At 64.2% G+C, this 21,907-nt stretch carries 18 protein-coding genes; 10 read left to right on the top strand and 8 right to left on the bottom strand.

Features of this window, described 5'->3' with window-relative positions; all coding sequences use genetic code 11:
• The first annotated feature begins 25 nt into the window (after window positions 1-25).
• Entirely contained in the window at window positions 26-5,329 is a 5,304-nt protein-coding gene (locus ACQ4WZ_RS16050) for an Hpt domain-containing protein (protein WP_436573954.1), read from the top strand.
• Window positions 5,330-5,422: 93 nt separating this feature from the next.
• Here ACQ4WZ_RS16050 and ACQ4WZ_RS16045 read toward each other — a convergent pair whose 3' ends face one another.
• Window positions 5,423-6,886 (bottom strand): cryptochrome/photolyase family protein, encoded by a 1,464-nt coding sequence (locus ACQ4WZ_RS16045; RefSeq protein ID WP_436573953.1) that lies wholly within the window; start codon window positions 6,884-6,886, stop codon window positions 5,423-5,425.
• 449 nt (window positions 6,887-7,335) lie between these two features.
• Here ACQ4WZ_RS16045 and ACQ4WZ_RS16040 point away from each other — a divergent pair, with 449 nt between their 5' ends.
• From ACQ4WZ_RS16040 to ACQ4WZ_RS16015, 6 genes are all read left to right on the top strand, one after another.
• Window positions 7,336-7,938, top strand: a complete 603-nt coding sequence (locus tag ACQ4WZ_RS16040) for a YqgE/AlgH family protein (RefSeq protein ID WP_101484723.1) — start codon at window positions 7,336-7,338, stop codon at window positions 7,936-7,938.
• 165 nt (window positions 7,939-8,103) lie between these two features.
• Window positions 8,104-8,487, top strand: coding sequence for a Holliday junction resolvase RuvX (ruvX, locus tag ACQ4WZ_RS16035; RefSeq protein WP_070256114.1), 384 nt, complete (start codon window positions 8,104-8,106; stop codon window positions 8,485-8,487).
• Between the two features lie 39 nt (window positions 8,488-8,526).
• Window positions 8,527-9,051 (top strand): bifunctional pyr operon transcriptional regulator/uracil phosphoribosyltransferase PyrR, encoded by a 525-nt coding sequence (pyrR, locus tag ACQ4WZ_RS16030; RefSeq protein WP_101482754.1) that lies wholly within the window; start codon window positions 8,527-8,529, stop codon window positions 9,049-9,051.
• Window positions 9,044-10,009, top strand: a complete 966-nt coding sequence (locus ACQ4WZ_RS16025) for an aspartate carbamoyltransferase catalytic subunit (RefSeq protein ID WP_034746695.1) — start codon at window positions 9,044-9,046, stop codon at window positions 10,007-10,009. Before pyrR ends, ACQ4WZ_RS16025 begins: the two co-directional genes overlap by 8 nt.
• 24 nt (window positions 10,010-10,033) lie before the next feature.
• A complete protein-coding gene (locus tag ACQ4WZ_RS16020; RefSeq protein ID WP_436573952.1) occupies window positions 10,034-11,335 on the top strand; it encodes a dihydroorotase in 1,302 nt (433 codons plus the stop codon).
• A 147-nt stretch (window positions 11,336-11,482) separates the two neighbouring features.
• On the top strand, window positions 11,483-12,229 hold the full coding sequence (locus ACQ4WZ_RS16015) for a lysophospholipid acyltransferase family protein (protein WP_436573951.1): 747 nt from the start codon (window positions 11,483-11,485) through the stop codon (window positions 12,227-12,229).
• Here the strand turns inward: ACQ4WZ_RS16015 and ACQ4WZ_RS16010 are convergent.
• The 7 genes from ACQ4WZ_RS16010 to ACQ4WZ_RS15980 form a co-directional block, all read right to left on the bottom strand.
• Window positions 12,226-12,990 (bottom strand): ABC transporter permease, encoded by a 765-nt coding sequence (locus ACQ4WZ_RS16010; RefSeq protein WP_101482751.1) that lies wholly within the window; start codon window positions 12,988-12,990, stop codon window positions 12,226-12,228. The genes ACQ4WZ_RS16015 and ACQ4WZ_RS16010 overlap by 4 nt on opposite strands.
• 2 nt (window positions 12,991-12,992) lie before the next feature.
• Window positions 12,993-14,237: an ABC transporter substrate-binding protein gene (locus ACQ4WZ_RS16005; RefSeq protein ID WP_101482750.1), complete on the bottom strand. Its 1,245-nt coding sequence runs from the start codon at window positions 14,235-14,237 to the stop codon at window positions 12,993-12,995.
• Window positions 14,238-14,250: 13 nt separating this feature from the next.
• A complete protein-coding gene (locus tag ACQ4WZ_RS16000) occupies window positions 14,251-15,060 on the bottom strand; it encodes an ABC transporter ATP-binding protein (RefSeq protein WP_436573950.1) in 810 nt (269 codons plus the stop codon).
• Window positions 15,057-16,142, bottom strand: a complete 1,086-nt coding sequence (locus tag ACQ4WZ_RS15995; RefSeq protein WP_436573949.1) for an acyl-CoA dehydrogenase family protein — start codon at window positions 16,140-16,142, stop codon at window positions 15,057-15,059. The genes ACQ4WZ_RS16000 and ACQ4WZ_RS15995 overlap by 4 nt, the downstream gene beginning before the upstream one ends.
• A 1-nt stretch (window position 16,143) precedes the next feature.
• Complete coding sequence (locus ACQ4WZ_RS15990) at window positions 16,144-16,698, bottom strand: carboxymuconolactone decarboxylase family protein (RefSeq protein WP_436573948.1); 555 nt, start codon at window positions 16,696-16,698, stop codon at window positions 16,144-16,146.
• Window positions 16,699-16,839: 141 nt separating this feature from the next.
• Entirely contained in the window at window positions 16,840-17,760 is a 921-nt protein-coding gene (locus ACQ4WZ_RS15985) for an AraC family transcriptional regulator (RefSeq protein WP_133989311.1), read from the bottom strand.
• Window positions 17,761-17,849: 89 nt separating this feature from the next.
• Complete coding sequence (locus ACQ4WZ_RS15980; RefSeq protein ID WP_101482745.1) at window positions 17,850-18,689, bottom strand: symmetrical bis(5'-nucleosyl)-tetraphosphatase; 840 nt, start codon at window positions 18,687-18,689, stop codon at window positions 17,850-17,852.
• A gap of 390 nt (window positions 18,690-19,079) precedes the next feature.
• Between ACQ4WZ_RS15980 and ACQ4WZ_RS15975 the strand changes: the two genes are divergently transcribed.
• The 3 genes from ACQ4WZ_RS15975 (at window position 19,080) to waaC (ending at window position 21,903) form a co-directional block, all read left to right on the top strand.
• Entirely contained in the window at window positions 19,080-19,388 is a 309-nt protein-coding gene (locus ACQ4WZ_RS15975; RefSeq protein ID WP_101482744.1) for an H-NS histone family protein, read from the top strand.
• Between the two features lie 93 nt (window positions 19,389-19,481).
• The gene (locus ACQ4WZ_RS15970; protein ID WP_101482743.1) at window positions 19,482-20,876 is read left to right on the top strand and encodes a phosphomannomutase/phosphoglucomutase; all 1,395 of its coding nucleotides are present in this window, start codon (window positions 19,482-19,484) and stop codon (window positions 20,874-20,876) included.
• A gap of 4 nt (window positions 20,877-20,880) precedes the next feature.
• The gene (gene waaC, locus ACQ4WZ_RS15965) at window positions 20,881-21,903 is read left to right on the top strand and encodes a lipopolysaccharide heptosyltransferase I (protein ID WP_436573947.1); all 1,023 of its coding nucleotides are present in this window, start codon (window positions 20,881-20,883) and stop codon (window positions 21,901-21,903) included.
• Window positions 21,904-21,907 lie beyond the last annotated feature (4 nt).

Genomic DNA, 21,907 nt, shown 5'->3' with positions numbered 1-21,907 from the left:
AGGCGATTTCTTTACCGAGGCATGCATGAGCACACCTGTTAGTCCACAGCAGTCCAAGCCGTTTGACAGTGAGCCGTTGTCGTGGGTGATGGTGGAAATCCGCGAAGCGCTGGGCCGCTCGAAAACGGCGCTGTTCGAAGCGGGTGGCCGCGAGCGCGAGGAACGCGCCACGGCCCTGCAGCATGCCCGCTCGCACCTGCACCAGGCGCATGGCGCGCTGGTGATGGTGGACGTAGCCGGCGCCAGCCTGCTGACGGACGGCGCGGAACAGGCACTGGCGCGCTTTCGCGACGGCAGCCTGGAATACACGCTGGACCATGCGCAGATTGTCGCCGACTTGTATCAGGCCCTGATCGAATACCTGGAAGACCTGGTGGCCGGCACGCCACCGCAGCCGACGCGTTTGTTCCCCTACTATCGCGCCCTGCAAACCATGCTGGGCGCCGAGCGCATACACCCGGCGGACCTGTTTTTTCCACCTTCATCGATGCTGGAAGGGCATGCCATCGCGCTGGCGGACGCGCCCCCGCTGGCCGATTATCCGGCCTGGCGCGGGCGCTTTGAAAAGTCATTGCTGCCCTTCCTGAAGGCGCAGGATGATGCGGCGCGGCGCCAGCACGCAAGCGAATTGCATGCCACCCTGACCTTGGTGGCGGACGCCCAGCAAGAAGCGCCGGCGCGCACCTTCTGGTTCGCCATGCAGGCGTTTGCCGGACTGGCGGCCAGCGGCGAGGGCATGGGCACGCTCAACGTCAAACAGCTGTTCGGCCTGATCAACCTGCAATTGCGCCGCCTGGCGCAGGGCACGGCCAGCCTGCCCGAACCGATGCTGCGCGACGCCCTGTTCTTCATCGCGGCCGCCACTGAGCCGACGCCGGAGGCACGCCAGCTGCGTGCCGCTTTTGCGCTGGAAGGGCAGGTGCCCGCCGACGTGGAAACACGGCGCTATGGCCAGGTCGACCAGGATGCCTTGCAAGGGGCCCGCACGGCCCTGGCGCAGGCGCGCGCCAGCTGGAGCCGCCTGGCGCAAGCCGACCTCGATCCCGTTCTGGGCACGGATTTTGACGCGTCGCTGCAAGAGGTGGCGGCACATGTGGAGTCCCTGAAGCAGCCGGCCCTGGCCAGCCTGCTGCGCGAATGCGCGGCGGTGGCGCGGCAAGCCGTGGCCACCGGGCGTAGCGCGGCCCTGGAGAATGAAATCGGCATGGCGCTGCTGTTTGCCGATACGGGCCTGGAGCAGGTGCGCCGCCTGCCCGACGATTTTGCCGGCAATGCGGAAACCATCGCCGCACGCCTGCAGGCGCTGCTGGCCGGCGAAGCGCCGCCACCCGTCACGGCGGGCGAGCTGTCGCGCCAGATCGAACAGGGGCAGACCGTCGCCGCGCTGGCCGAGGAAATGAAGACGGGCCTGCGCCAGGTGGAAAAGGTGCTTAACGCCTATTACGCGGATGCAGCGGGGGCGAGGGCGGGGGGCCTCGATGGCGTCGCGCTTGTGCTGGGGCAGTTGCAGCAGCAGCTGGCCGGGCTGGGACAGGAAGATGCGCGCGCCGCCGTGCTGCAGGTTGACGCGGCCGTGCGGCAGCTGGCTGGTGGTGACGCAAATGCGGATGCCAATGCGAAGGCGCATGCCGAGGCGCTCGACGAGATCGCGCAAAATGTCAGCGCACTGGGCTTTTTTGTCGATATGCTGGGCCGCAACGCGCAAGCGGCCAGCGGGCGTTTCCATTTCGATGCCGTCGCCGGCACCTTCCGCGCCCTGCCATTTGAAAAAGTCGCCGCCGCCGGCGCCGTGCCGGTGCCTTTGCTCGACCAGGCGCTGGCGCCCGCCGCGCCTGCTGGCATGGATGCTGCGCCAGAAGTGACCGGTGTCGACGCCGAGATGCTCGACATCTTTATCGCCGAAGCGCGCGAAGTACTGGCCTTCATTGACACCACCCTGGCCTTGCCGCGCGAGCAGGCCGCCAGCGGCGACCACCTGGCCATGCTGCGCCGCTCGTTCCACACCCTGAAAGGCAGCAGCCGCATGATCGGCCTGGCGCAGTTTGCCGAAGCAGCCGGCGCCATCGAGCGTGTCATGAATACCTGGCTGGCTGAAGCGCGCCCCGTCAGCGATGATCTGTTCACCTTGCTCAATTACGGCTGGTACCAGCTCAGCGAATGGCTGGCCGAACTGGAAGGCGGCGCAGGGCGCGAGCGCGAGGCCGGCATGCTGCTGGCGGCGGCTGAGCGCGTGCGCGAAGGCGGTCCGTTTGAACTGCGCAAGCCGCGCGCGGCGACGCCCGTGGCCAGCAGCGGCAATGTGATCGGCTTTCCATCCGCCACGGCGCCCGCCGCCCACGACGCGCCTGACGATAACCTCAAGCACGTCGGCGAACTGCGCATCAGCCTCCCCTTGTACAACATCTACCTGGCCGAGACGGATGAATTGCTGCGCGTGCTCACGCGCGATTTCGGCGAATGGCGCCATGAACAGCGCGCCGTCAGCGCGGAGGCGCTGCAAGCTGTGCATACCCTGGCGGGAACTTCCGGCACGGTCGGTTTCCAGTCCCTGCGCGACCTGGCGCACGCGCTAGAGACAGTGATCGAAACGGTGGTGGTGCCGCTGGCCGGCCTGCGCGCCGGGCAGCATGACGTGCTGGAACAGGCCACGCAGCGCATCGCGCAGATGCTGCAGGCGTTTGCCTTGGGCGACCTGGCACCATCGCAGCCGGACATGATCGAAGCGCTCAACACCCTGTGGCGCACCTTGACGGCGCCGCCCGGCGAGAGCCAGGAAGACCGGCTCGACGCCCTGTTTGCGGCCGCTTACGCCAGCATCGTCGGCACGCCGGTGCTGCCGGCCGAAGCGCAGGACGACGCGTTGGCCGAGATCCCTGCGGCGCAGCTCGAGACCCTGTTCGAGGCGGCGTATGCGAGCATCGTCGCCGATGCACTGCGGCCGGCTGATGCGCCGGCGCCGGCGCCGGCACAGGCGCAGGCACACGACCGCGGCGCCAGCGACGACCTGTTCGACGCCGGCTTCGAACACGCGCCGCCGTTGGAGCACGCCGTGCCGGAAGCGCCGGCGCCGGCCATCATGCCGCCAGATGCGGCCGCGCTGCTGGCAGCGAGCGCCGGCATCAGCGATGAACTCGATCTCGATCTATTGTCTGTCTTCCTGGAAGAGGGCGCCGACCTGCTGCCGCAGATCGGCGAGGCGCTGCGCAGCTGGCAGCAGCAGCCGCACGACAGCAGCCAGGCGCAGATGCTGCTGCGCACCCTGCATACCGTCAAAGGCAGCGCGCGCATGGCCGGCGCCATGCGCCTGGGCCAGCATGCGCATGAAATCGAGACGCATATCGAAAACATGCTGCACGCGGGCACCGCCACGCCACAGGCCTTCGAGGAGTTGCTGGCCCATTACGACCATGCGCTGCACCTGTTCGAGCAGTTGCAGCAACCGTTGCTGCCCTTGCCGGGCATGGAAGACACGCCGGCCGCCGAACCGAAGGCGGCGCTGGTGCGCGTGCGCGCCGATATTCTCGACCGCCTGGTGAACCAGGCCGGCGAAGTGTCGATCACGCGTTCTAAAATGGAAAATGAGGTCGGCGTGCTGGGCGCTTCGCTGTCCGAGTTTTCCGACAACCTGGCGCGTCTGCGGCGCCAGTTGCGCGAAGTGGAAATGCAGGCCGAATCGCAGATCGCCTCGCGCATGGCCGTCGGCAGCGAGCGCGAATTCGACCCGCTCGAATTCGACCGCTTTACGCGCCTGCAGGAACTCACGCGCATGATGGCCGAAAGCGTCAACGACGTGGCCTCGTTCCACGAAAATCTCAGCCACAGCGTCGATGCGGTGACGGACGATCTGGTGCTGCAGGCGCGGCTGACGCGCGAGCTGCAGCGCGACCTGATGCAGATACGCATGGTGCCGTTTGCCAGCATCGCCGAACGGCTGTTCCGTGTGGCGCGGCAAAGCGCCAAGGAAGTTGACAAGCGCGTCAACCTCGACATCCGCGGCGGTGGCGTGGAAATCGACCGCAGCGTGCTCGAACGCATGGCCGCGCCGTTCGAGCACCTGCTGCGCAACGCCATCGTGCACGGCATCGAGCCGCGCGAAGCGCGCCTGGTGGCGGGCAAGAGCGAGACGGGCGAGCTGCTGGTGCAGGTCAGCCAGCAGGGCAATGAAGTGGCGATTGCATTTTCCGACGATGGCGCTGGGCTCGACCTGGAACGCATTCGCGCCAAGGCACACGGCACCGGCCTGGTGGCGACGGATGCGCCTCTGAGCGACGTGCAGGCGGCCGAGCTGATTTTCACGCCGGGTTTTTCCACCGCCGACAGCCTGACGGAACTGGCAGGCCGCGGTTTTGGCATGGATATCGTGCGCTCTGAAGCGCTGGCCCTGGGCGGCCGCGTGGAGACGCTGACGCAAGCCGGCCTGGGCATGCGCTTCACCATTCACCTGCCGCTGACCCTGGCCGTCACGCAAGTGGTGCTGCTGGCGGCGAACGGCAAGACGTATGCCTTGCCATCGGTGCTGGTGGAGCAGGTGCTGCACCTGAAAGGCGAACAGCTGGAGCAGGTGCGGGCAGCCGGGTGCATCGCGTCGCACGGGCAGTCGCTGGCACTGCATCACCTGTCGGCCATGCTGGGCGAAACGCCGGTGGCGCAGGCCACGCTGCGCTATGCGCCCGTGCTCCTGCTCAGGAATGGCAATGACAGGCTGGCGCTGCAGGTCGATGACGTGGTGGGCAACCGAGAGGTCGTGGTCAAGCATGTGGGGCCGCAGCTGGCGCGCATGCCGGGCATCGCCGGCGCCACGGTACTGGGCACGGGCGATATCGTGCTGATCCTCAATCCGGTGGCGCTGGCGCAGCACCTGGAGCATCACCCGGAACTGCTGTCGCAGTATGCGCTGGCCAGCAGCGAACAGCATGCCGCCTCCAGCGCACTGGCCGTGCCTGCCATCCGCGTGATGGTGGTCGATGATTCGCTGACGGTGCGCCGCGTGATGCAGCGTCTGTTCGAGCGCGAAGGCTACCAGGTGTTGCTGGCCAAGGATGGCCTCGATGCGCTGGAGCAGTTGCATGCAATGGAACCGGCTGCCATGCCGGCCCTGCTGCTGGTCGACGTGGAGATGCCGCGCATGGACGGTTTTGACTTGACGCGCAATGTGCGCAGCGATGACAAGACTCGCGCCATCCCCGTCATCATGATCACCTCGCGCAGCGCCGACAAGCACCGCGCGCACGCGTTTGAACTGGGCGTGGATGCGTATTTCGGCAAGCCGTTCCAGGAAGAGGAATTGCTGGCGGAAGTAGGGCGCTTGCTGGGCGGTGAGGTGGCGTAGGTCGGGTTAGCGCGCAGCGCGTAACCCGACACCACCACCGGCCTAGGCAACAATATCGTCGGATTACGCGGGGCCTTGCCCCGCTAATCCGACCTACGCGACCACCTTCACCACCGCATAGCGCGCCAACGTTTCCTTGCGCGCCTCATCGTGCTGCACCAGCGGTTCCGGATAGTCGCGCCCCAGCACGATGTTTTTTTGTTCGAGCAGCATGCGCGGCACCAGCCAGGGCGCATGGATTTCCTTGTCGCCCAGCGCCTTCAGCTGTGGCAGGTAGCGGCGGATGAAGCGCCCGCTCGCATCGAATTTTTCCGACTGCGTGATGGGATTGAAGATGCGGAAATAGGGCTGCGCGTCGCAGCCGGACGAGGAGGCCCATTGCCAGCCGCCGTTGTTCGAAGCCAGGTCGAAGTCATTCAGGTGCAGCGCGAAATACGCTTCGCCGCGGCGCCAGTCGATGCCCAGATCCTTGATCAGGAAGCAGGCCGTGACCATGCGCAGGCGGTTGTGCATATAGCCAGTCTGATTCAGCTGCGCCATGGCCGCGTCCACCAGCGGGTAGCCGGTGCGCCCCTCGCACCAGGCGGCAAACGCGGCATCGGCTTCGGGCCCCGTTTCCCAGGCGATGGCGTCGTAGGCCGGTTTGAAGGCGCCGCCTTCCACATGCGGGTTCTGGTACAGAATCATGGCGTAGAAATCGCGCCAAATCAGTTCGGCCAGCCACACGGGCGCGCCATCGCCGCCGCCGCCCCGGTCCATCAGGTCGACAATGGTGCGCACCAGATAGCGCAGCGACACGGTGCCGAAGCGCAGATGCATGGACAGGTAGGACGGTCCCTTCAAGGCGGGAAAATCGCGCGCCACGTCATAGCGGGCCACGCGCGGCAGGAAATCTTCGAACAGTGTGCTGGCGCCCGACATGCCAGTCGGAATCGCCAGTTCGGCAAGGTTGCTGGCTTCGAAACCCAGCTCGCCCAAGGTGGGCAGAGGCGCAGGCGTTCCGGTGCGCGGCGGCGCCAGGCTGGCGGCGTGCGGTTCGACAGCGAACGGCGCCAGGCAGCCGGGTTCGGCGCGCATTTTCTTCAGCCAGGCATTCTTGTACGGCGTGTAGACGGTGTACGGCTTGGCCGAGAGCGTCAGCACCTCGTCCTTTTCAAAGATGACCTGGTCCTTGAAGCTGAACCACAGGCGCGCCTCTTGCGTGAGCGCGGCGGCCACGGTGGCGTCGCGCGCGATGGCTTGCGGTTCGTAGTCGTGGTTGGCAAACACGGCGTCGGCCTTCAATTCGGCGGCCAGGCGCGGGATGGCCTCGGCGGCGTCCGCGTGCAGCACGATCAGGTCGCCGCCCAGCTGGCGCAACTCGCCGGCCAGCTCGGCCACGCTGGCATGGATGAAATCGACCCGCCGGTCGCGGCGCGGCAGCGCTGCCAGGATGGCGGTGTCGTACACGAAGACGCAATGCACGGCCTGGCTCTGGCGCAGGGCGTGATGCAGTGCAGCATGGTCAAACGCGCGCAGATCGCGCCGGAACCACACCAGGGAAGTCTTGATAGTCATTATTTGCGTGTTCAGGGTCAAAGATAGGTCATTTTTTGCCGCCAACAGGGCTTTATGGCCGCTCGCGTCGTGCCTTTGGCGTCGCTGCAGCGGCAATTCAGTGTAAACTAGTGTGTATGTTCGTGGTGGTTTATGTGCGACAGCGATTGTGCAATCAATTTTACATTTGGCATGGCCATGCGCCCGCAAGCAGGGTGATGTTTAATTTTGCGCAAATCGCAAAGCGTGCGTGGCGTAGCCGCAAGGCCAAGCGAATTGATAGCTAATTTATAATAAATTTACAACATAACAAGAATAGCGCCTGGCATCACGGTGCGCGCCGCCCAGCATTCGCGGCAGCTTGCGCCAGGCGTACGATAGCGGGGTAAGCGAGACTTGCCAGCAAGCCCACAGAGAGAGCATCGCGTATGAAAAATAAAATTGACCAGACTCTACCAGGGCATCGTTTGATGCAGGGTGTGGGAGAGCCGGCGGCGACCGGTTCCTCCACCTTGAATCTGGCCAACCATTTCCTGATCGCGATGCCGGCCATGCAAGATCCGATCTTCGGCGGCACGGTCGTGTACGTCTGCGAGCACAATGAAAACGGCGTGCTGGGTGTTGTCATCAACAAACCCACCGACATGACCATGGAAGTGCTGTTTGACCGCATCGATCTGAAACTGGCGGCCGGCAGCGACACGCCCATCATCAATGAACCTATCATGTTCGGCGGCCCCGTGCAGGACGACCGCGGCTTTGTGCTGCATACGCCGGGTGCGCACTATTCCTCGTCGCTGACGGTGACCGATGAAATCGCGTTTACCACCTCGATCGACGTGCTCGAAGCCGTCGCCAAGGGCGATGGTCCCGAGCGCATGCTCGTTTCGATCGGCTATTCAGGCTGGAGCCCGGGCCAGCTGGAAGACGAGATCGGCCGCAATGGCTGGCTGACGGTGGGCGCCTCGGCCGATATCCTGTTCGACTTCCCCATCGAGCAGCGTTACGTCGCGGCCATCAAATTGCTGGGCATCGATCCCCTCATGTTGGCGAGCGAGGCCGGACACGCATGAGGTGGATGCCATAAACCTATTGCGCAGCCCACTTTCGGGCATCCGTTGCTCGCTGTACCTTCGAGCAGCTCCGCTATTCAACCCGACTTTGAGCTTGCTCGCCACGGTTTATGGCACCACCTATGTTGATCTTTATTATGGAAAAATGCTGTGACGAGTGACGCCATCGACACCATCCTCGCCTTCGATTTCGGCTTGAAACGCATCGGCGTGGCCATCGGCAATACCATGATTTGCCAGGCCAAGCCGCTCAGCGTGATCACGGCCACGGCGAATGAGCCGAAGTTTGCCGCCATCGATAGCCTGATCAGGGAGTGGGGCGCGAGCCGCATCGTGGTAGGCCTGCCCAGTCATCCGGATGGCACCGAGCACGAGATGAGCGCGCGTTGCCGCCGTTTCGCCAACCAGGTGCATGGCCGCTTCAACCTGCCGGTGGAACTGGTCGATGAGCGTTATTCCTCGGCCGTTATCGCCGCCAAGCGCGGTGAAGTCATCGACGACCGCGCCGCCGCCATTATCCTGCAACAGTATTTCGACGCGAATTATTAATCTGACCTTAGCCTCCCATCCTGAATGATTAAGAACTCTATGCCGCATCCTACGAATCCTTCCCAACTCGACGCCGAGGCCCTGTACGCGGTCTTGCTGCAGCAGGTGCAGAGCGGCCTGGCGGGCATCCCCAACGTGGCCATCGTCGGCATCCATTCGGGTGGCGCCTGGCTGGCCGAGCGCCTGGCGCGCGACCTGAACCTGGTGGATCGCCTGGGCGTGCTCGACGTCTCGTTCTACCGCGACGACTTTGCCCAGAAAGGCCTGCATGCCGACGTCAAGCCGACGAAAATCAGCTTTGACGTCGCCGGCGCCACCATCCTGCTGGTCGACGACGTGCTGTACACGGGCCGCACCACGCGCGCGGCCATCAATGAATTGTTCGACTATGGCCGTCCGGCCAAGATCATGCTGGCCGCCCTGGTCGATCGCGGCGAGCGCCAACTGCCGGTGGCCGCAGATTTTGTGGCCGCCTTCACTGCCGTGCCGGCGGGCCAGGCCCTGGTCCTGAAGCAAGCCGACGATGGAAAATTCACGCTCACCCTAGATACCCACCATGCTTAATCCGCAACTGAATAAACACGGCGAACTGCAACATCTGCTGACGATTGAAGGCTTGCCGAAGTCTATCGTCAACCACATCCTCGACACCGCATCTTCGTTCGTCGGCATTTCCGACCGCGACGTGAAAAAGGTGCCGCTGATGCGCGGCAAGAGCGTTTTCAATCTTTTCTTTGAAAACTCCACGCGCACCCGCACCACCTTCGAGATCGCCTCGAAGCGCCTGTCGGCCGATGTCATCAACCTGAACATCCAGGCTTCGTCGGCCAGCAAGGGCGAGTCCCTGCTCGACACCATCGACAACCTGTCGGCCATGCATGCCGACATGTTCGTCGTGCGCCACGCGCAGTCGGGCGCGCCCTACCTGATCGCCAAGCACCTGATCGACACCAAGCAGCCGCACGTCCACGTCGTCAACGCGGGCGACGGACGTCACGCGCACCCGACCCAGGGCTTGCTCGACATGTACACGATCCGCCACTACAAGAAGGATTTCACCAATCTGACGGTGGCCATCGTGGGCGACATCCTGCATAGCCGCGTGGCCCGTTCCGACATCCATGCGCTGACCACACTGGGCGTGCCGGAAGTGCGCGCCATCGGCCCGCATACCCTGCTGCCGGGCGGCCTGGAACAAATGGGCGTGCGCACCTTCACCAACATGGATGAAGGCTTGAAAGGCGTGGACGTGATCATCATGCTGCGCCTGCAGAATGAACGCATGAGCGGCGCGCTGCTGCCATCGGCGCAGGAATATTTCAAGAGCTACGGCCTGACGCCCGAGCGCCTGGCGCTGGCGAAACCGGACGCCATCGTCATGCATCCGGGCCCGATGAACCGCGGCGTTGAAATCGATTCGGCCGTGGCCGATGGCCCGCAGGCGGTGATTCTGCCGCAGGTGACGTTCGGTATCGCCGTGCGCATGGCGGTGATGAGTATTTTGGCTGGTAATCAGGGCTGATAGCCCAAGGACGAGTAAGCGAGCATGACGACACTACATATCAAGAACGGCCACCTGATCGACCCTGCCAACGGCATCGATGGCTTGCAAGACCTGTTTATCGCCGATGGCAAAGTGCTTGCCGTGGGCAGCGCTCCGGCCGGTTTCAAGGCTGATACCACCTTTGATGCGGCCGGCCTGGTGGTTTCCCCCGGCCTGGTCGACCTGTCCGCGCGCCTGCGCGAGCCGGGCTACGAATACAAGGCGACGCTGGAATCGGAATTGCAGGCGGCCCTGCAGGGCGGCGTCACGAGCCTGGTCTGCCCGCCCGATACCGATCCCGTGCTCGACGAGCCTGGCCTGGTGGAGATGCTGAAATACCGCGCCAAGACGCAGAACAAGGCCCACGTGCACCCGCTGGGCGCGCTGACCATGGGCTTGAAAGGCAAGTCGCTGACGGAAATGGCGGAGCTGACGGAAGCGGGCTGCATCGGCTTCGCGCAGGCGGAAGAGCCAATTGAAGACACCACCGTGCTGCTGCGCGCGATGCAGTACGCGAACACATTCGGCTACACGGTCTGGCTGCGCCCGCAGGATCCGCACATCGGTCGTGGCGGCATCGCCCACAGCGGTCCGCTGGCGTCGCGCCTGGGTTTGTCGGGCGTGCCCGTGATGTCCGAAACCATCGCCCTGCATACGATCTTTGAATTGATGCGCGCCAGCCGCGCGCGCGTGCACCTGTGCCGCATCTCGTCGGCGGCGGGGCTGGAGCTGATCCGCGCCGCCAAGGCCGAAGGATTGCCAGTCACCTGCGACGTGGGCGTGCACCATGTGCATCTGACGGACGCCGACATCGGCTTTTTCGATCCGAACGCGCGCGTCACGCCGCCGTTCCGCAGCCAGCGCGACCGCGATGCGATCCGTGCCGGCCTGCTCGATGGCACGGTGGACGCCATGTGCTCGGACCACACGCCAGTCGATGACGATGAAAAACTGCTGCCCTTCGGCGAAGCCTCGCCGGGCGCCACGGGCCTGGAACTGCTGTTGTCGCTGGCCCTGAAATGGGCTGACGACTATGCGCTGGCGCAGCCGCAGGCCGGTGCGCGTCCACTGGCGCGCGCCGTGGCCAAGGTCACGTCCGACGCGGCACGTGTCGCCGGCATTCCGGCCGGCAGCCTGGCCGTGGGCGAAGAGGCCGACATCTGCGTCTTCGATCCGCACGCGCGCTGGACGGTGTCGTCGGCGTCGCTGGCCAGTCAGGGCAAGCACACGCCTTTCCTCGGCTATGAGCTGAGTGGTATCGTGAAGGCGACCATCGTGGCTGGACAGGTGGCGTTTCAGCGTTAATTATTTGTATCGGAGCCGTAGGTCGGATGAGCGGTACGCGTAATCCGACCAGTCCATGGCGGCTTCTGTCGGCTTACGCAGCGCCTCACCGGCGCAGCTAAGCCGACCTACGCGGCTGTATGGATTTGCTTCCAACCTTGGTGTCATTTGAAACTTCTGTTTACTTACCGCCTCGCGCGCATCGCCATTCACCTGAGCTGCGGCATGGCCAAGAGCGCCGTGCTGTTTCCCTGGCTGGACCTGGAAGGGCGCAACCGGCGCATCCGCCGCTGGTCGACGCAGTTGCTCGATATCTGCGGCGTGCACGTGGTGCTTCCGGCCGACAGCGTGCCGGCACTCGACCATGCGATGGTGGTGGCGAACCACGTTTCGTGGCTCGACATCTTCGTCATCAATGCCGTCCATCCCTGCCGTTTCGTCGCCAAGGCGGAAATCCGCACCTGGCCGATTCTTGGCTGGCTGGCGGGGCGCGCCGGCACCATCTTCATTTCACGCGGCAGCAAGCGGGACCTGCGTCTGATCTTTCAGGGCCTGGTCGATAAATTGACGGCGGGCGAGCGCATTGCGTTCTTCCCCGAAGGCACGACCGCCGCGCAAGGGCAGATTTTGCCGTTTCACGCTAACTTGTTCGAGGCGGCCATCGATGCGCAAGTGCCGGTGCAGCCGTTCGCGCTCGTGTATGTGGATGACAAGGGGGCTTTGCATCACGCCGTCGACTTCATTGGCGAGATGAGCTTTGCGCAAAGCATGGTGGCGATTTTGAGCGGCCCGCCGATCACGGCGCGCCTGACCTGCCTGGCGCCGGAAGCCACGGCCGGTGCACACCGGCGTGAGCTGGCTGCGGCAACGCAGGCGGCGGTTGCCGCCGCGCTGCCGCTGGAAAAGGCCGCTTAGTTCTTCACATGCAGCCAGCGCGCGTGCGCGGCGCGGGCCAGATAGTCGAGGATAAAACCCAGAATCCCGATCAGCACGATGGCAGCCATCAGCTCCGAATACGCCAGGCGGTCGCGCGTGTCGAGGATGAAGTAGCCGAGGCCGGCCGACACGCCCAGCATTTCCGCTGGCACCAGCACGATCCAGATGATGCCGATGGCCAGGCGCACGCCCGTCAGAATATCGGCCGTGATGCCCGGCAAAATCACCTTGAAGACGATTTCGCTGCGCGTGGCAGACAGGCTGCGCGCCAGCAGCAGCCAGTTCGGATCGAGGCGCGCCACGCCGGCCGCCGTATTGAGCAGAATCGGCCAGACGGCCGCAAACGCCAGCAGGAAATACACGGGCGCGTCACCGACGCCCAGCACCATCACGGCAATCGGCATCCACGACAGCGGCGAAATCATGCGCAGCAGCTGGAACAGCGGCATGGCCGCGCCGGAAAAGCTTTTCGACATGGCCACCAGCACGCCCAGCGGCACACCAATGACGATGGCCAGCCCCAGGCCCACGGCCACCCTTTGCAGGCTCAGTACCACGTGCAGCCAGATATCCGAACCGCCCAGCATTTCCTTGAACGCCAGCGCTGTGGGCAGCGGCGCAAAGGCGGTCGCGATGGGCGTGGATTTCTCCAGTGCCGTCACGCCCATGGACCACAGCAGCAAGGCACAGGCCAGCCCCACCAGGGGCAGGCCAAACTTCGTGAACAACTTGCTTGCCATCGTCAGACCGCCACGGTTTCGCTGCGCAGCAGGTTGGCCGGCAAGCCGAAGGCGGCCGGGCCGCCGACTGCCGTGATGGCCTTGCGCACGAAGCGGTCATCGACCAGGTCGCGCGCGGCGAACTTCGGATCGAGGTTGGCCAGGAAGCGCGTATCGCCTTCGACCTTGGTGCGGCCGATGGCGCGCACCAGTTCTTCCGTGTACGAGGCAAACGGATACGGCTGGAAGTCGATGCGGCGCTGCTGCCAGTTCTTGTGCACGATCAGGCCCTGCTTTTCATAGCCGGCGTAATCGGTCGTGGCCAGCACCTTGGTCAGCACCTGCAGCGGATGCGGCGTGTAGCGGTGTTCGCCCACGTTCGACAGCAGCTTGGCCGTGTCGACCTGGTTCGAGCGCGTCCACAGCTGCGCCTTGACGATGGCGTTAGTGACTTTTTGCGCCCATTCGGGACGCGTGTTGATGTCGCGCTCGGACAGGAAAGTGACGCAGCATGCATGGTTTTTCCACACGTCGCCCGAGAAGCGCAGTATCTTGCCGATGCCGGCGTTTTCCGCCGCCGCATTGAACGGTTCGGCCACGATGTAGCCGGCGATGGATTTGCTGGCCAGGGCGGAGACCATTTCGGCCGGTGCCAGCACGATCAGGTTGACTTCATTCGATTTGATGGCTGCGTTGCGCGCGCGGGTGACCGGCGTCAAACCATTCGAGGACAGGATTTGCTGCAGCAGGATGTTGTGGATCGAGTACCAGAACGGGATGGCGACCGTGCGTCCGCCCAGGTCGGAGACCTTGTTGATCTCGTTGGCCACCGTCAGCGCGGAGCCGTTGACGTGGTTCCACGCGACGACTTTCGCCGGGAACTTGGCGCCGTAGCGCACCCACAGGGTGGCGGGCGACAGTAAATGGATGACGTTGACCTGGCCAGCCACGAAAGCTTCGATGATCTGCGCCCAGCTGCGGAACAGGCGCGGCGTTTCCGCCTGCAAGCCTTCCGCCTCGAACAGCTTGCGGGCGTGGGCGACGAGCAGCGGGGTGGCGTCAGTGATCGGCAGGTAGCCGATTTTCACGGGCTGGTCGTCGCCTTTCGGGCCTTGCTGGGCCATGGCGTCGCCGGCGAACAGCAGGGGCGAAGCGACGCTGGCCGTGGCCAGGGCCGACATGCGCAGGAAGTCGCGCCGCGTCAGGCCGCAGTCGCAATCGGAGGAGGCGCAGATGTGCAGGGGTTTGTTATTTTCTTGGAAGGACATGGAAGTACTCCGGTCAATTAAAGGGGGCGACGGCGGGCTGCTGGTCCTGCTTTTGCAGCGCTTGCAGCGCGTCGAGGATGTCCATCTTGAGGGCGATGACGTCGGCGCTGTGGCCGATGCGGGGCTGGGCGATGGCAACGGGCCATTCGCGCACGATGTTGCCCGGTTTGCCACCCATGAGCAAAATACGGTCGGCCACCAGAATGGCTTCGTCGATATCATGCGTGACCAGCAGAACGGCCGTGTGCCAGCGGTGCACCACGTCGACCAGTAGCGACTGCATCTCGGCGCGGGTGATGGCGTCGAGCGCGGAAAACGGCTCATCGGCGAACAGCAGTTCCGGTTCGCGCGCAAGTGCGCGGGCCAAGGCCACGCGCTGCGCCATGCCGCCCGACAGGGCGGACGGATACAGCTTTTCGCGGCCCTTCAGGCCCACCGCTTCGATGGCTTGCGCCACGCGCGCCTGGTGCGCTTCGCGCGTCAGCTGCGGCTGGTGCTTGAAGTCCAGGCCAAAGCCGGCATTGCCCGTGACGTTCAGCCAGGGCAAGAGGCTCGCCTGCTGGAACACCAGGGCGCTGCGCGGGTCCGGTTCGCGCATCGGTGCGTCGAGAAACTGGATCGCGCCCGTCGATGGTGGCTGCAAGCCGGCCAGCACGCGCAGCAGGCTTGATTTGCCGCAGCCGCTGCCGCCCAGCAGGCAGACAATTTCGCGCTTGCGCACGCCCAGCGAGACGTGCTGGAAAACGGGCGCCGTACCCGGGTAGGCGTAGCTGAGGTCCTGCGCCTGCAGCGCCCAGTCTTGTGCTTCCACTGCTGCCGTCATGCGGGCGCTCCCGCCGCTGTTGCCGCCTGCTGGCTGTCGAACAGCTGCAAGGCTGCCTGCAATTGCGTCAGGCTGGGGGTGACGATGGGGATGAATGACGACTCGCGCCAGCGGCGCGCAAAGCCCTGCTGCTCCGCGTTCAGGTAGGCGCGTCCGCCCATGGCCTGCAGTTCCAGCATCAGGGCTTGCTGCAGCAATTCAGCCAGCTGTATGCGCAGGCGGAACATGGCCGGCGCCTGCGTCTTGAAGCGGCCATCGTGCACGCCGGCCAGCAGGGTGGCAACAGCCGCCTCCAGGGTCGCTTGCAGCGCTTCGATGCGCGGCGTGAGCTGGTTGCGCGAGCCGGCCGAGATCTGCGCCGCCTGCGCCAGGCTGGCGCGCGCCAGGCCGATGGACAGGCCGCACTGCATGCCGAGGAACGATGGGCGCACTTGCGGCAGCCAGGCTGGCGCATTGTCGCTGATGATGTCCGCTGCGGGAATATGCACCTGCGTCAGCTTGACGGAGGCGGTATTGCTGCCGCGCAGGGCGATCAAGTCCAGATCGTCGCTGCGCTTGACGCCTGCCGTGCTGCTGTCAAAGGCGACGATGACGGGGGGCGCGCCATCGTTGGGCGCCACGGCGGCCGCCGCGACAAAGCCCGCTTTGCGTAAATTTGTCACCCACGCCAGGCCGCCATCGACCAGCAAGCCGTCATCCTGGCGTGCGCCCGTAATTTGCAGCTGCTCTATGCCGGACAAGAATTTCATGGCGTTCGACAAACCGCTGGCTCCCGCCTGCGTGCCCGCCAGCAGGCCTGGCAAGCGGCGTTCTGCCAGCGCGCGGTTCTCGCTTTGCAGCAGGAACTCGATGAAGCAGCGCTGGCCCCAGAAGACAAAGGCCGCCGTTACCGATTGCTCGGCCACGTTGGCGATGGCGTCGATGGCGTCACGTACGTCGCCGCCCGCGCCGCCGTGCTCTTGTGGCACGCCGATGGCCAGCAGTTGGTCGCCGGCCAATGCCGGCAAGACGGTGTCAGCCAGTGCCGATGACTGGTCGAGCTGGTCGGCATGCATGTGCAGCCAATGATTGAGGTTCGCCATCTCAGACGGCGCCAGGCAGGTAGGGCGTCAATTGCGGATTGACGGGCGTGCCGGCCAGGCTGTTGGAGAAATTGCACAGGGTGGCCAGGCTGATGCCCAGCACGACTTCCAGCGCCTGTTGCTCGTTGTAGCCTGCTGCCAGGAAGGTTTGATATTCGGCGTCGCTGACGGCGCCACGCGTGGCGATGACGGCCGTGGTGAAGGCGGCGACGGCGTCCAGCTTGGCGTCGCCGGTCGGCTGGCCATGCTGCAGGGCGCGCACCGTATCAGGCGTCTGTGCCGCTTTTTTCAGCGAGATGGCGCTATGGCCGGCGATGCAGAAATCGCAGCCGTGGATGCGCGCGGCGGTGATTTGCACCACTTCGCGTTCCATCAAACTCAGGCTGGCGCGCGCATTGATGCCCGATACGGTCAGATAGGTTTCCAGCGCCAATGGGGCATTGGCCAGCACGCCGATCAGGTTGGGCAGGTAGCCATTGTTGGCGATGGCCTTTTCCACGAAGGGGCGGCTATCGGCCGGGGCGGTATCGAGAGTGTGCAGCGTCAGACGGGACATGGGGTACCTTGCTAAGTTAGTAAGTCACCCCGGCATTATATCGGCCATGCCGTGCGTGCAACAGACGTCAGCGTCGTCCTTTTGTGCTCGTTCGTCTTTGATTGCGCAAACCTTGAGGTCAAGATGAACCTCAGCTGAACCTTAGCTGGCCAGTTGACGCTGGCGCTGGTCGCGCCGGTAGGCGCCCGGTTGCTCGCCCGTGACCCGCTTGAAGGCGCGCGTAAAGGCGGCGTGCGAGCGGTAGCCTACCAGTTCGGCTGCGCGTTCGACGGAGACGCCATCGTGCAGGCGCCGCGCGGCGATCTTCATGCGCAGCAGGAGCAGGAACTGGGCCGGCGAGTGGCCGCTGGCGCTGGCGAAATGCTTGCAGAAGCTGGCGCGCGACATGCAGGCGGCTTTGGCCATGTTTTCAATCGACCAGTCGGCGGCGGGGGCGTCGAGCATGCGTTCGAGCAGCGGCGAAAATGCGGGCTGGTGCAAGAGCGACAGCAGGCCGGCCGCCACTTGCTCACCCTGCGCCACATGGCGGATCAGGTAGAAGAACAGCAGTTCGACCAGGCGCGCGATGAGTGGCGATGGCTGTTCCGGGTCACCGCCGGCCTCTGCCAGGATCAGGTCGAACAGCGCGGCGGCGGCACTGAAGGCGGGCGCGTCGCCGCGTATCAGCAGGTACGGCGGGAAGGAGTCGACGATCAGTGCGGAGAGGGCGCCGCGAAATTGAAAGAAGCCGCACGCCAGCGCCGTCGCCGGCTGGTCCGTGGACGCCTGCAGCGGCAGCATGGCTTGTGCGCTCACAGCCTGCAGCGGATCGCTGTGGGGACTGAGGAAGTGGGGCAAGTCGCGCAGCAGGAAGACGCCATCGCGCGCGCCGAGCGCAATCGGTGCCGCCCCATCGAGGTGCAAATAGCAATGGCCATCGAGCACCAGGTGAAAGCTGCCCAGTTCCCGGCCCGCCGTGGAGGCGCGCCAGCGGCCGCAGTACTGGCCCACATGCAGGACGGCGGTGTCAAGTTCCAGGCTGCCCAGCAGCCAGCGTGCCAGTCTGTCGGTATCAGGATGCATGGGATGGGACAGGCAAAAGCTGCATCATACGGGCCACGCGCGGCAAGGCAAACGACCGATTTCGACTAAGCATATGCGCGCGATGCAGCTTACTGTTTGCCACTGTGCTGCAGGAAGGCGGGACAGTCCACTTGCAGCAGCGAGCGGTCCTCCAGGCACACTGCCGACAGTTTTCCGCCCCAGACGCAGCCGCTATCGAGGCCGATCAGGTGGGGGTGCAGCTGCAGTCCCAGCGCCGACCAGTGGCCGAAGACGACGGTGTCGCCAGCGCTGCGCCGGCCAGGCACGTCGAACCACGGCAGCAGGCCGGAACCCGGCGGCGCGCTGCCGCTCTCCTTCATTTTGAAGTCCATCACGCCGTCCGGCGTGCAAAAGCGCAAACGCGTCATGGCGTTGACGATGCAGCGCAGCCGGTCGGCGCCCTGCAGGTCGTCGCGCCAGGCGGCCGGTTCGTTGCCGTACATGGTGCGCAGGAACGCCACCCAACCGTCGCTGCGCAGCATGGTCGACACTTCCTCGCTCAGGGACAAAGCCTGGGTTGCGCTCCATTGTGGCAGCAGGCCTGCATGCACGAGTACATGACCCTGGTGCTGCAAGGCGAGCGGACGGTGGCGCAGCCAGGCGAGCAATTGCTCGCGGTCGGGCGCATCGAGGATCTCGGCCAGCGTGTCGGACGCATGCTCCGGGCGGATGCCGTTGGCCACCGCCAGCAAGTGCAAGTCGTGGTTGCCCAGGACGCTGTCGGCCAGGCCCTGCTGCGCCAGCGCATGCACGTGGCGCAGGGTGGCCAGCGATGCCGGACCGCGATTGATCAGGTCGCCCGCGAACAGGAGCCGGTACGGGCCATCTGCCGCTGCCTGGATCCGTTCGATCAATTCGACGGTTTGTGCATGGCAGCCTTGCAGATCGCCGATAAAGTAAGTTTTCATAGGTGCCGAGGTGAAGTGAATTACGCGCATGCATTATAAGCATGGCTGCTTTTTGGCGTTAGATGTATTCCTGGCAGGTGCGCGATTGCTTACATGGCCAGCGGGATGAAAAAAGCGGATGCCGATTATGCTGCATGAGGATGTAATTTTGCTTTATATCCCGCTGCCATATACCGAAAAGTAATCCGCCGGCACGCCGTTCACACGTGCCGGAATGCCATTTCATCCATGTTTATTCATTTTCCACGCGCGCTATCGGCATAGTCCTCATTTAATCTTGATGTTGGGTAGATCAATAAGTCGATAGCCGTGATTCAAACGGCGATGGATTATGCAATGTAGTATATTCCAAGTGATTTTATTATTTGAATTAATATAAAGGATGTAGCAATGGATCTGTCAACGATGACGATGCAGGAATTACGCAAGCTGGAAAATAATGTGACGCAGGAATTGAATAGCCGCGAGCGTGAAGACTTGAACAAGGCGCGCGAACAGATCATGGCCATCGCGCAGCAAGCGGGCATTCCGCTGAAACAGCTGATACTCGACGGCTTGCATCCGCGTACGGGCAAAGTCGCGGTACGTTACCGCCATCCTGACAATGCCGCTGAACAGTGGACAGGACGTGGCCGCCAGCCGCTGTGGGTCAGGCAGTGGGTAGAATCGGGCAAGTCCATCGATCTGCTGCGCGTATAATTCGGTATACTCTTGGCGCAGTGGCAAGCTGCCAGCCACGTGCTGTACCTTGCCAGGCACCCTATCGATACCCTTACTTATACCGCCCACACCATGCTTCCATTGTCCAGAACGATCTTCAAGGCCTACGATATTCGCGGCATCATCGCTAAAACCCTCGATGCCAGCGTGGCCTACAAGATCGGTCAGGCATTTGGCCAGGCCGCCCTGGCCAAGGGGGAGCAGCGGGTCGTGATCGGCCGCGATGGCCGCCTGTCTGGGCCTGAACTGACGGCGGCGCTGGCGCAGGGCCTGCAGGCCGCTGGCGTCGACGTGATCGACCTGGGCGTGGTAGCCACGCCGATGGTCTACTTTGGCACGAACGTGCTCGACACCCGCTCCGGCATCATGGTCACTGGCAGCCACAATCCACCCGATTACAACGGCTTCAAGATGGTGCTGGCGGGCGAAGCGATCCACGGCGAAGCGATCCAGGCGCTGTATCACAGCATCGTCGCCCACGAAGGCAGCGCCAGCGCCAAGGACGTTGCCAACCTGGGAACATATGCCACGCACGATATCCGCGCCGCCTACCTGGAGCGCATCCTGGGCGACGTCAAGCTGGCGCGCCCGATCAAGATCGCCGTCGATTGCGGCAATGGCGTGGCCGGCGCATTCGCGGGCGACCTGTTCCGCGGCATGGGCTGCGAGGTCATCGAATTGTTCTGCGATGTCGATGGCAATTTCCCGAACCACCACCCGGACCCTGCGCATCCGGAAAACCTTCAAGACCTGATCCGCTGCCTGGCCGAGACGGATGCCGAAATCGGTATCGCCTTCGACGGCGACGGCGACCGCCTGGGCGTGGTCACCAAGGATGGCCAGATCATCTACCCTGACCGCCAGATGATGCTGTTTGCCGCCGACGTGCTGACCCGCCACCCCGGCGCGCAGATTTTGTATGACGTGAAATGCACGCGCCATCTGGCGCCGTGGATCAGCAAGCATGGCGGCGTGCCGCTGATGTACAAGACGGGCCACTCGCTGGTGAAAGCCAAGCTGCGCGAGACGGGTGCGCCGCTGGGCGGCGAAATGAGCGGCCATATCTTCTTCAAGGACCGCTGGTATGGTTTCGACGATGGCCTGTATTCGGCTGCGCGCCTGCTGGAAATCCTCACGCGCGAAGCCAATCCTTCCGCTCTGTTGAACTCCCTGCCGCAGTCCGACAGTACGCCGGAGCTGCACCTGGAACTGAAGGAAGGCGAGAACGTCGCGTTGATGGACATGCTGCGCCGCGACGCAGTCTTCCCCGGTAATGAACAGATCATCACCATCGACGGCTTGCGCGTGGAATACGCGGACGGCTTCGGCCTGGCCCGTTCGTCGAACACCACGCCAGTGATCGTCATGCGCTTTGAAGCGGAAACGCCGCAAGCCCTGGCACGCATCCAGGGCCAGTTCAAGAGCGTGATCCTGGCCGCCAAGCCTGACGCCGTTCTGCCGTTCTGACAGCATGGCCGGTCAATCTGGCGCACAGGCGCCCTTGAAAATCCTGCTGGTGCGGGTATCTTCGCTGGGCGACGTGCTGCATAACCTGCCGATGGTGGCGGACATCGCCTGCCATTATCCGGATGCGACCATCGACTGGGTGGTCGAGGAAGGCTACACCAGCCTGGTGCGCCTGAACCCCCGCGTGAATACCATTTTCCCTTTCGCGCTGCGGCGCTGGCGCAAGAGCCTGGGCAAGAAGGAGACACGCGCGGAAATCGCTGCCTTTTTCCGTAACCTGCGCCAGACGCGCTACGATTACGTGTTCGATACTCAGGGCTTGCTCAAGACGGGCATCATCATGGGTGCTGCGCGCCTGGCGCCAGGCGGACAGAAGGTTGGCCTGGCGAATGGCAGCGAAGGCTCCGGCTACGAAGGTATTTCGCGTCTGTTCCATACCAAAAGCATTCCGCTCGACCCGCGTACGCACGCGGTTGCGCGCGGCCGCCTGGTAGCCGCCGCCGCACTCGGCTACACGGTCGACACGACGGCTGATTTCGGCTTGCCGGCAGTGTCAGGCAAGGAACCACGCCCGGACTGGATGGGTGCTGCGCCATATTGCGTGTATTTCCACGGCACGGCGCGCGACGCCAAGAAATGGGCGCCGGAAAACTGGATCGCCCTCGGCCATGCGCTCTCGCCCATGGCCATTCTGCTGCCCTGGGGTTCGCCCAAGGAAAAGGCAGAAGCAGAAGTGCTGGCGGCCGGCCTGCCGAATGCGCGCGTGCTGCCGAAGCTGTCGATGGACGAGGCCACGCTGCTGGCGCGCCACGCGGCGCTGGTGATCGGCGTCGATACGGGCCTGACGCATATCGCCGCCGCTTTCCTGCGCCCAACGGTGGAAATCTATGCCGATTCGCCGCTATGGAAAACGGAAGGCAACTGGTCGCCGAACATCATCAACCTGGGCGACAAGAGTACGCCTCCCAGCGTGCCGGAAGTGCTGGCCGCGGCGCAGCGCCTGCTGGCCGAGCATCCTCCCGCCTGACTTC

The organism is Janthinobacterium darwini (assembly GCF_051380905.1).
Classification (GTDB): Bacteria; Pseudomonadota; Gammaproteobacteria; order Burkholderiales; family Burkholderiaceae_D; genus Janthinobacterium.
Note: the sequence above shows the minus strand (reverse complement) of the source record. Positions and strands in the feature narration are given on the sequence as shown.

What these genes read in the sequence shown, in the direction of transcription:
- ACQ4WZ_RS16025 (WP_034746695.1), top strand. Translation starts at nt 9,044, where the DNA reads ATGCTTAATCCGCAACTGAATAAACACGGCGAACTGCAACATCTGCTG.
- ACQ4WZ_RS16050 (WP_436573954.1), top strand. Translation starts at nt 26, where the DNA reads ATGAGCACACCTGTTAGTCCACAGCAGTCCAAGCCGTTTGACAGTGAG.
- ACQ4WZ_RS16000 (WP_436573950.1), bottom strand. Translation starts at nt 15,060, where the DNA reads ATGACGGCAGCAGTGGAAGCACAAGACTGGGCGCTGCAGGCGCAGGAC.
- ACQ4WZ_RS15970 (WP_101482743.1), top strand. Translation starts at nt 19,482, where the DNA reads ATGCTTCCATTGTCCAGAACGATCTTCAAGGCCTACGATATTCGCGGC.
- ACQ4WZ_RS16040 (WP_101484723.1), top strand. Translation starts at nt 7,336, where the DNA reads ATGCAGGGTGTGGGAGAGCCGGCGGCGACCGGTTCCTCCACCTTGAAT.
- waaC (WP_436573947.1), top strand. Translation starts at nt 20,881, where the DNA reads ATGGCCGGTCAATCTGGCGCACAGGCGCCCTTGAAAATCCTGCTGGTG.
- ACQ4WZ_RS16020 (WP_436573952.1), top strand. Translation starts at nt 10,034, where the DNA reads ATGACGACACTACATATCAAGAACGGCCACCTGATCGACCCTGCCAAC.
- pyrR (WP_101482754.1), top strand. Translation starts at nt 8,527, where the DNA reads ATGCCGCATCCTACGAATCCTTCCCAACTCGACGCCGAGGCCCTGTAC.
- ACQ4WZ_RS15980 (WP_101482745.1), bottom strand. Translation starts at nt 18,689, where the DNA reads ATGAAAACTTACTTTATCGGCGATCTGCAAGGCTGCCATGCACAAACC.
- ACQ4WZ_RS15990 (WP_436573948.1), bottom strand. Translation starts at nt 16,698, where the DNA reads ATGTCCCGTCTGACGCTGCACACTCTCGATACCGCCCCGGCCGATAGC.
- ACQ4WZ_RS15975 (WP_101482744.1), top strand. Translation starts at nt 19,080, where the DNA reads ATGGATCTGTCAACGATGACGATGCAGGAATTACGCAAGCTGGAAAAT.
- ACQ4WZ_RS16005 (WP_101482750.1), bottom strand. Translation starts at nt 14,237, where the DNA reads ATGTCCTTCCAAGAAAATAACAAACCCCTGCACATCTGCGCCTCCTCC.
- ACQ4WZ_RS16010 (WP_101482751.1), bottom strand. Translation starts at nt 12,990, where the DNA reads ATGGCAAGCAAGTTGTTCACGAAGTTTGGCCTGCCCCTGGTGGGGCTG.
- ACQ4WZ_RS16045 (WP_436573953.1), bottom strand. Translation starts at nt 6,886, where the DNA reads ATGACTATCAAGACTTCCCTGGTGTGGTTCCGGCGCGATCTGCGCGCG.
- ACQ4WZ_RS15995 (WP_436573949.1), bottom strand. Translation starts at nt 16,142, where the DNA reads ATGGCGAACCTCAATCATTGGCTGCACATGCATGCCGACCAGCTCGAC.
- ACQ4WZ_RS15985 (WP_133989311.1), bottom strand. Translation starts at nt 17,760, where the DNA reads ATGCATCCTGATACCGACAGACTGGCACGCTGGCTGCTGGGCAGCCTG.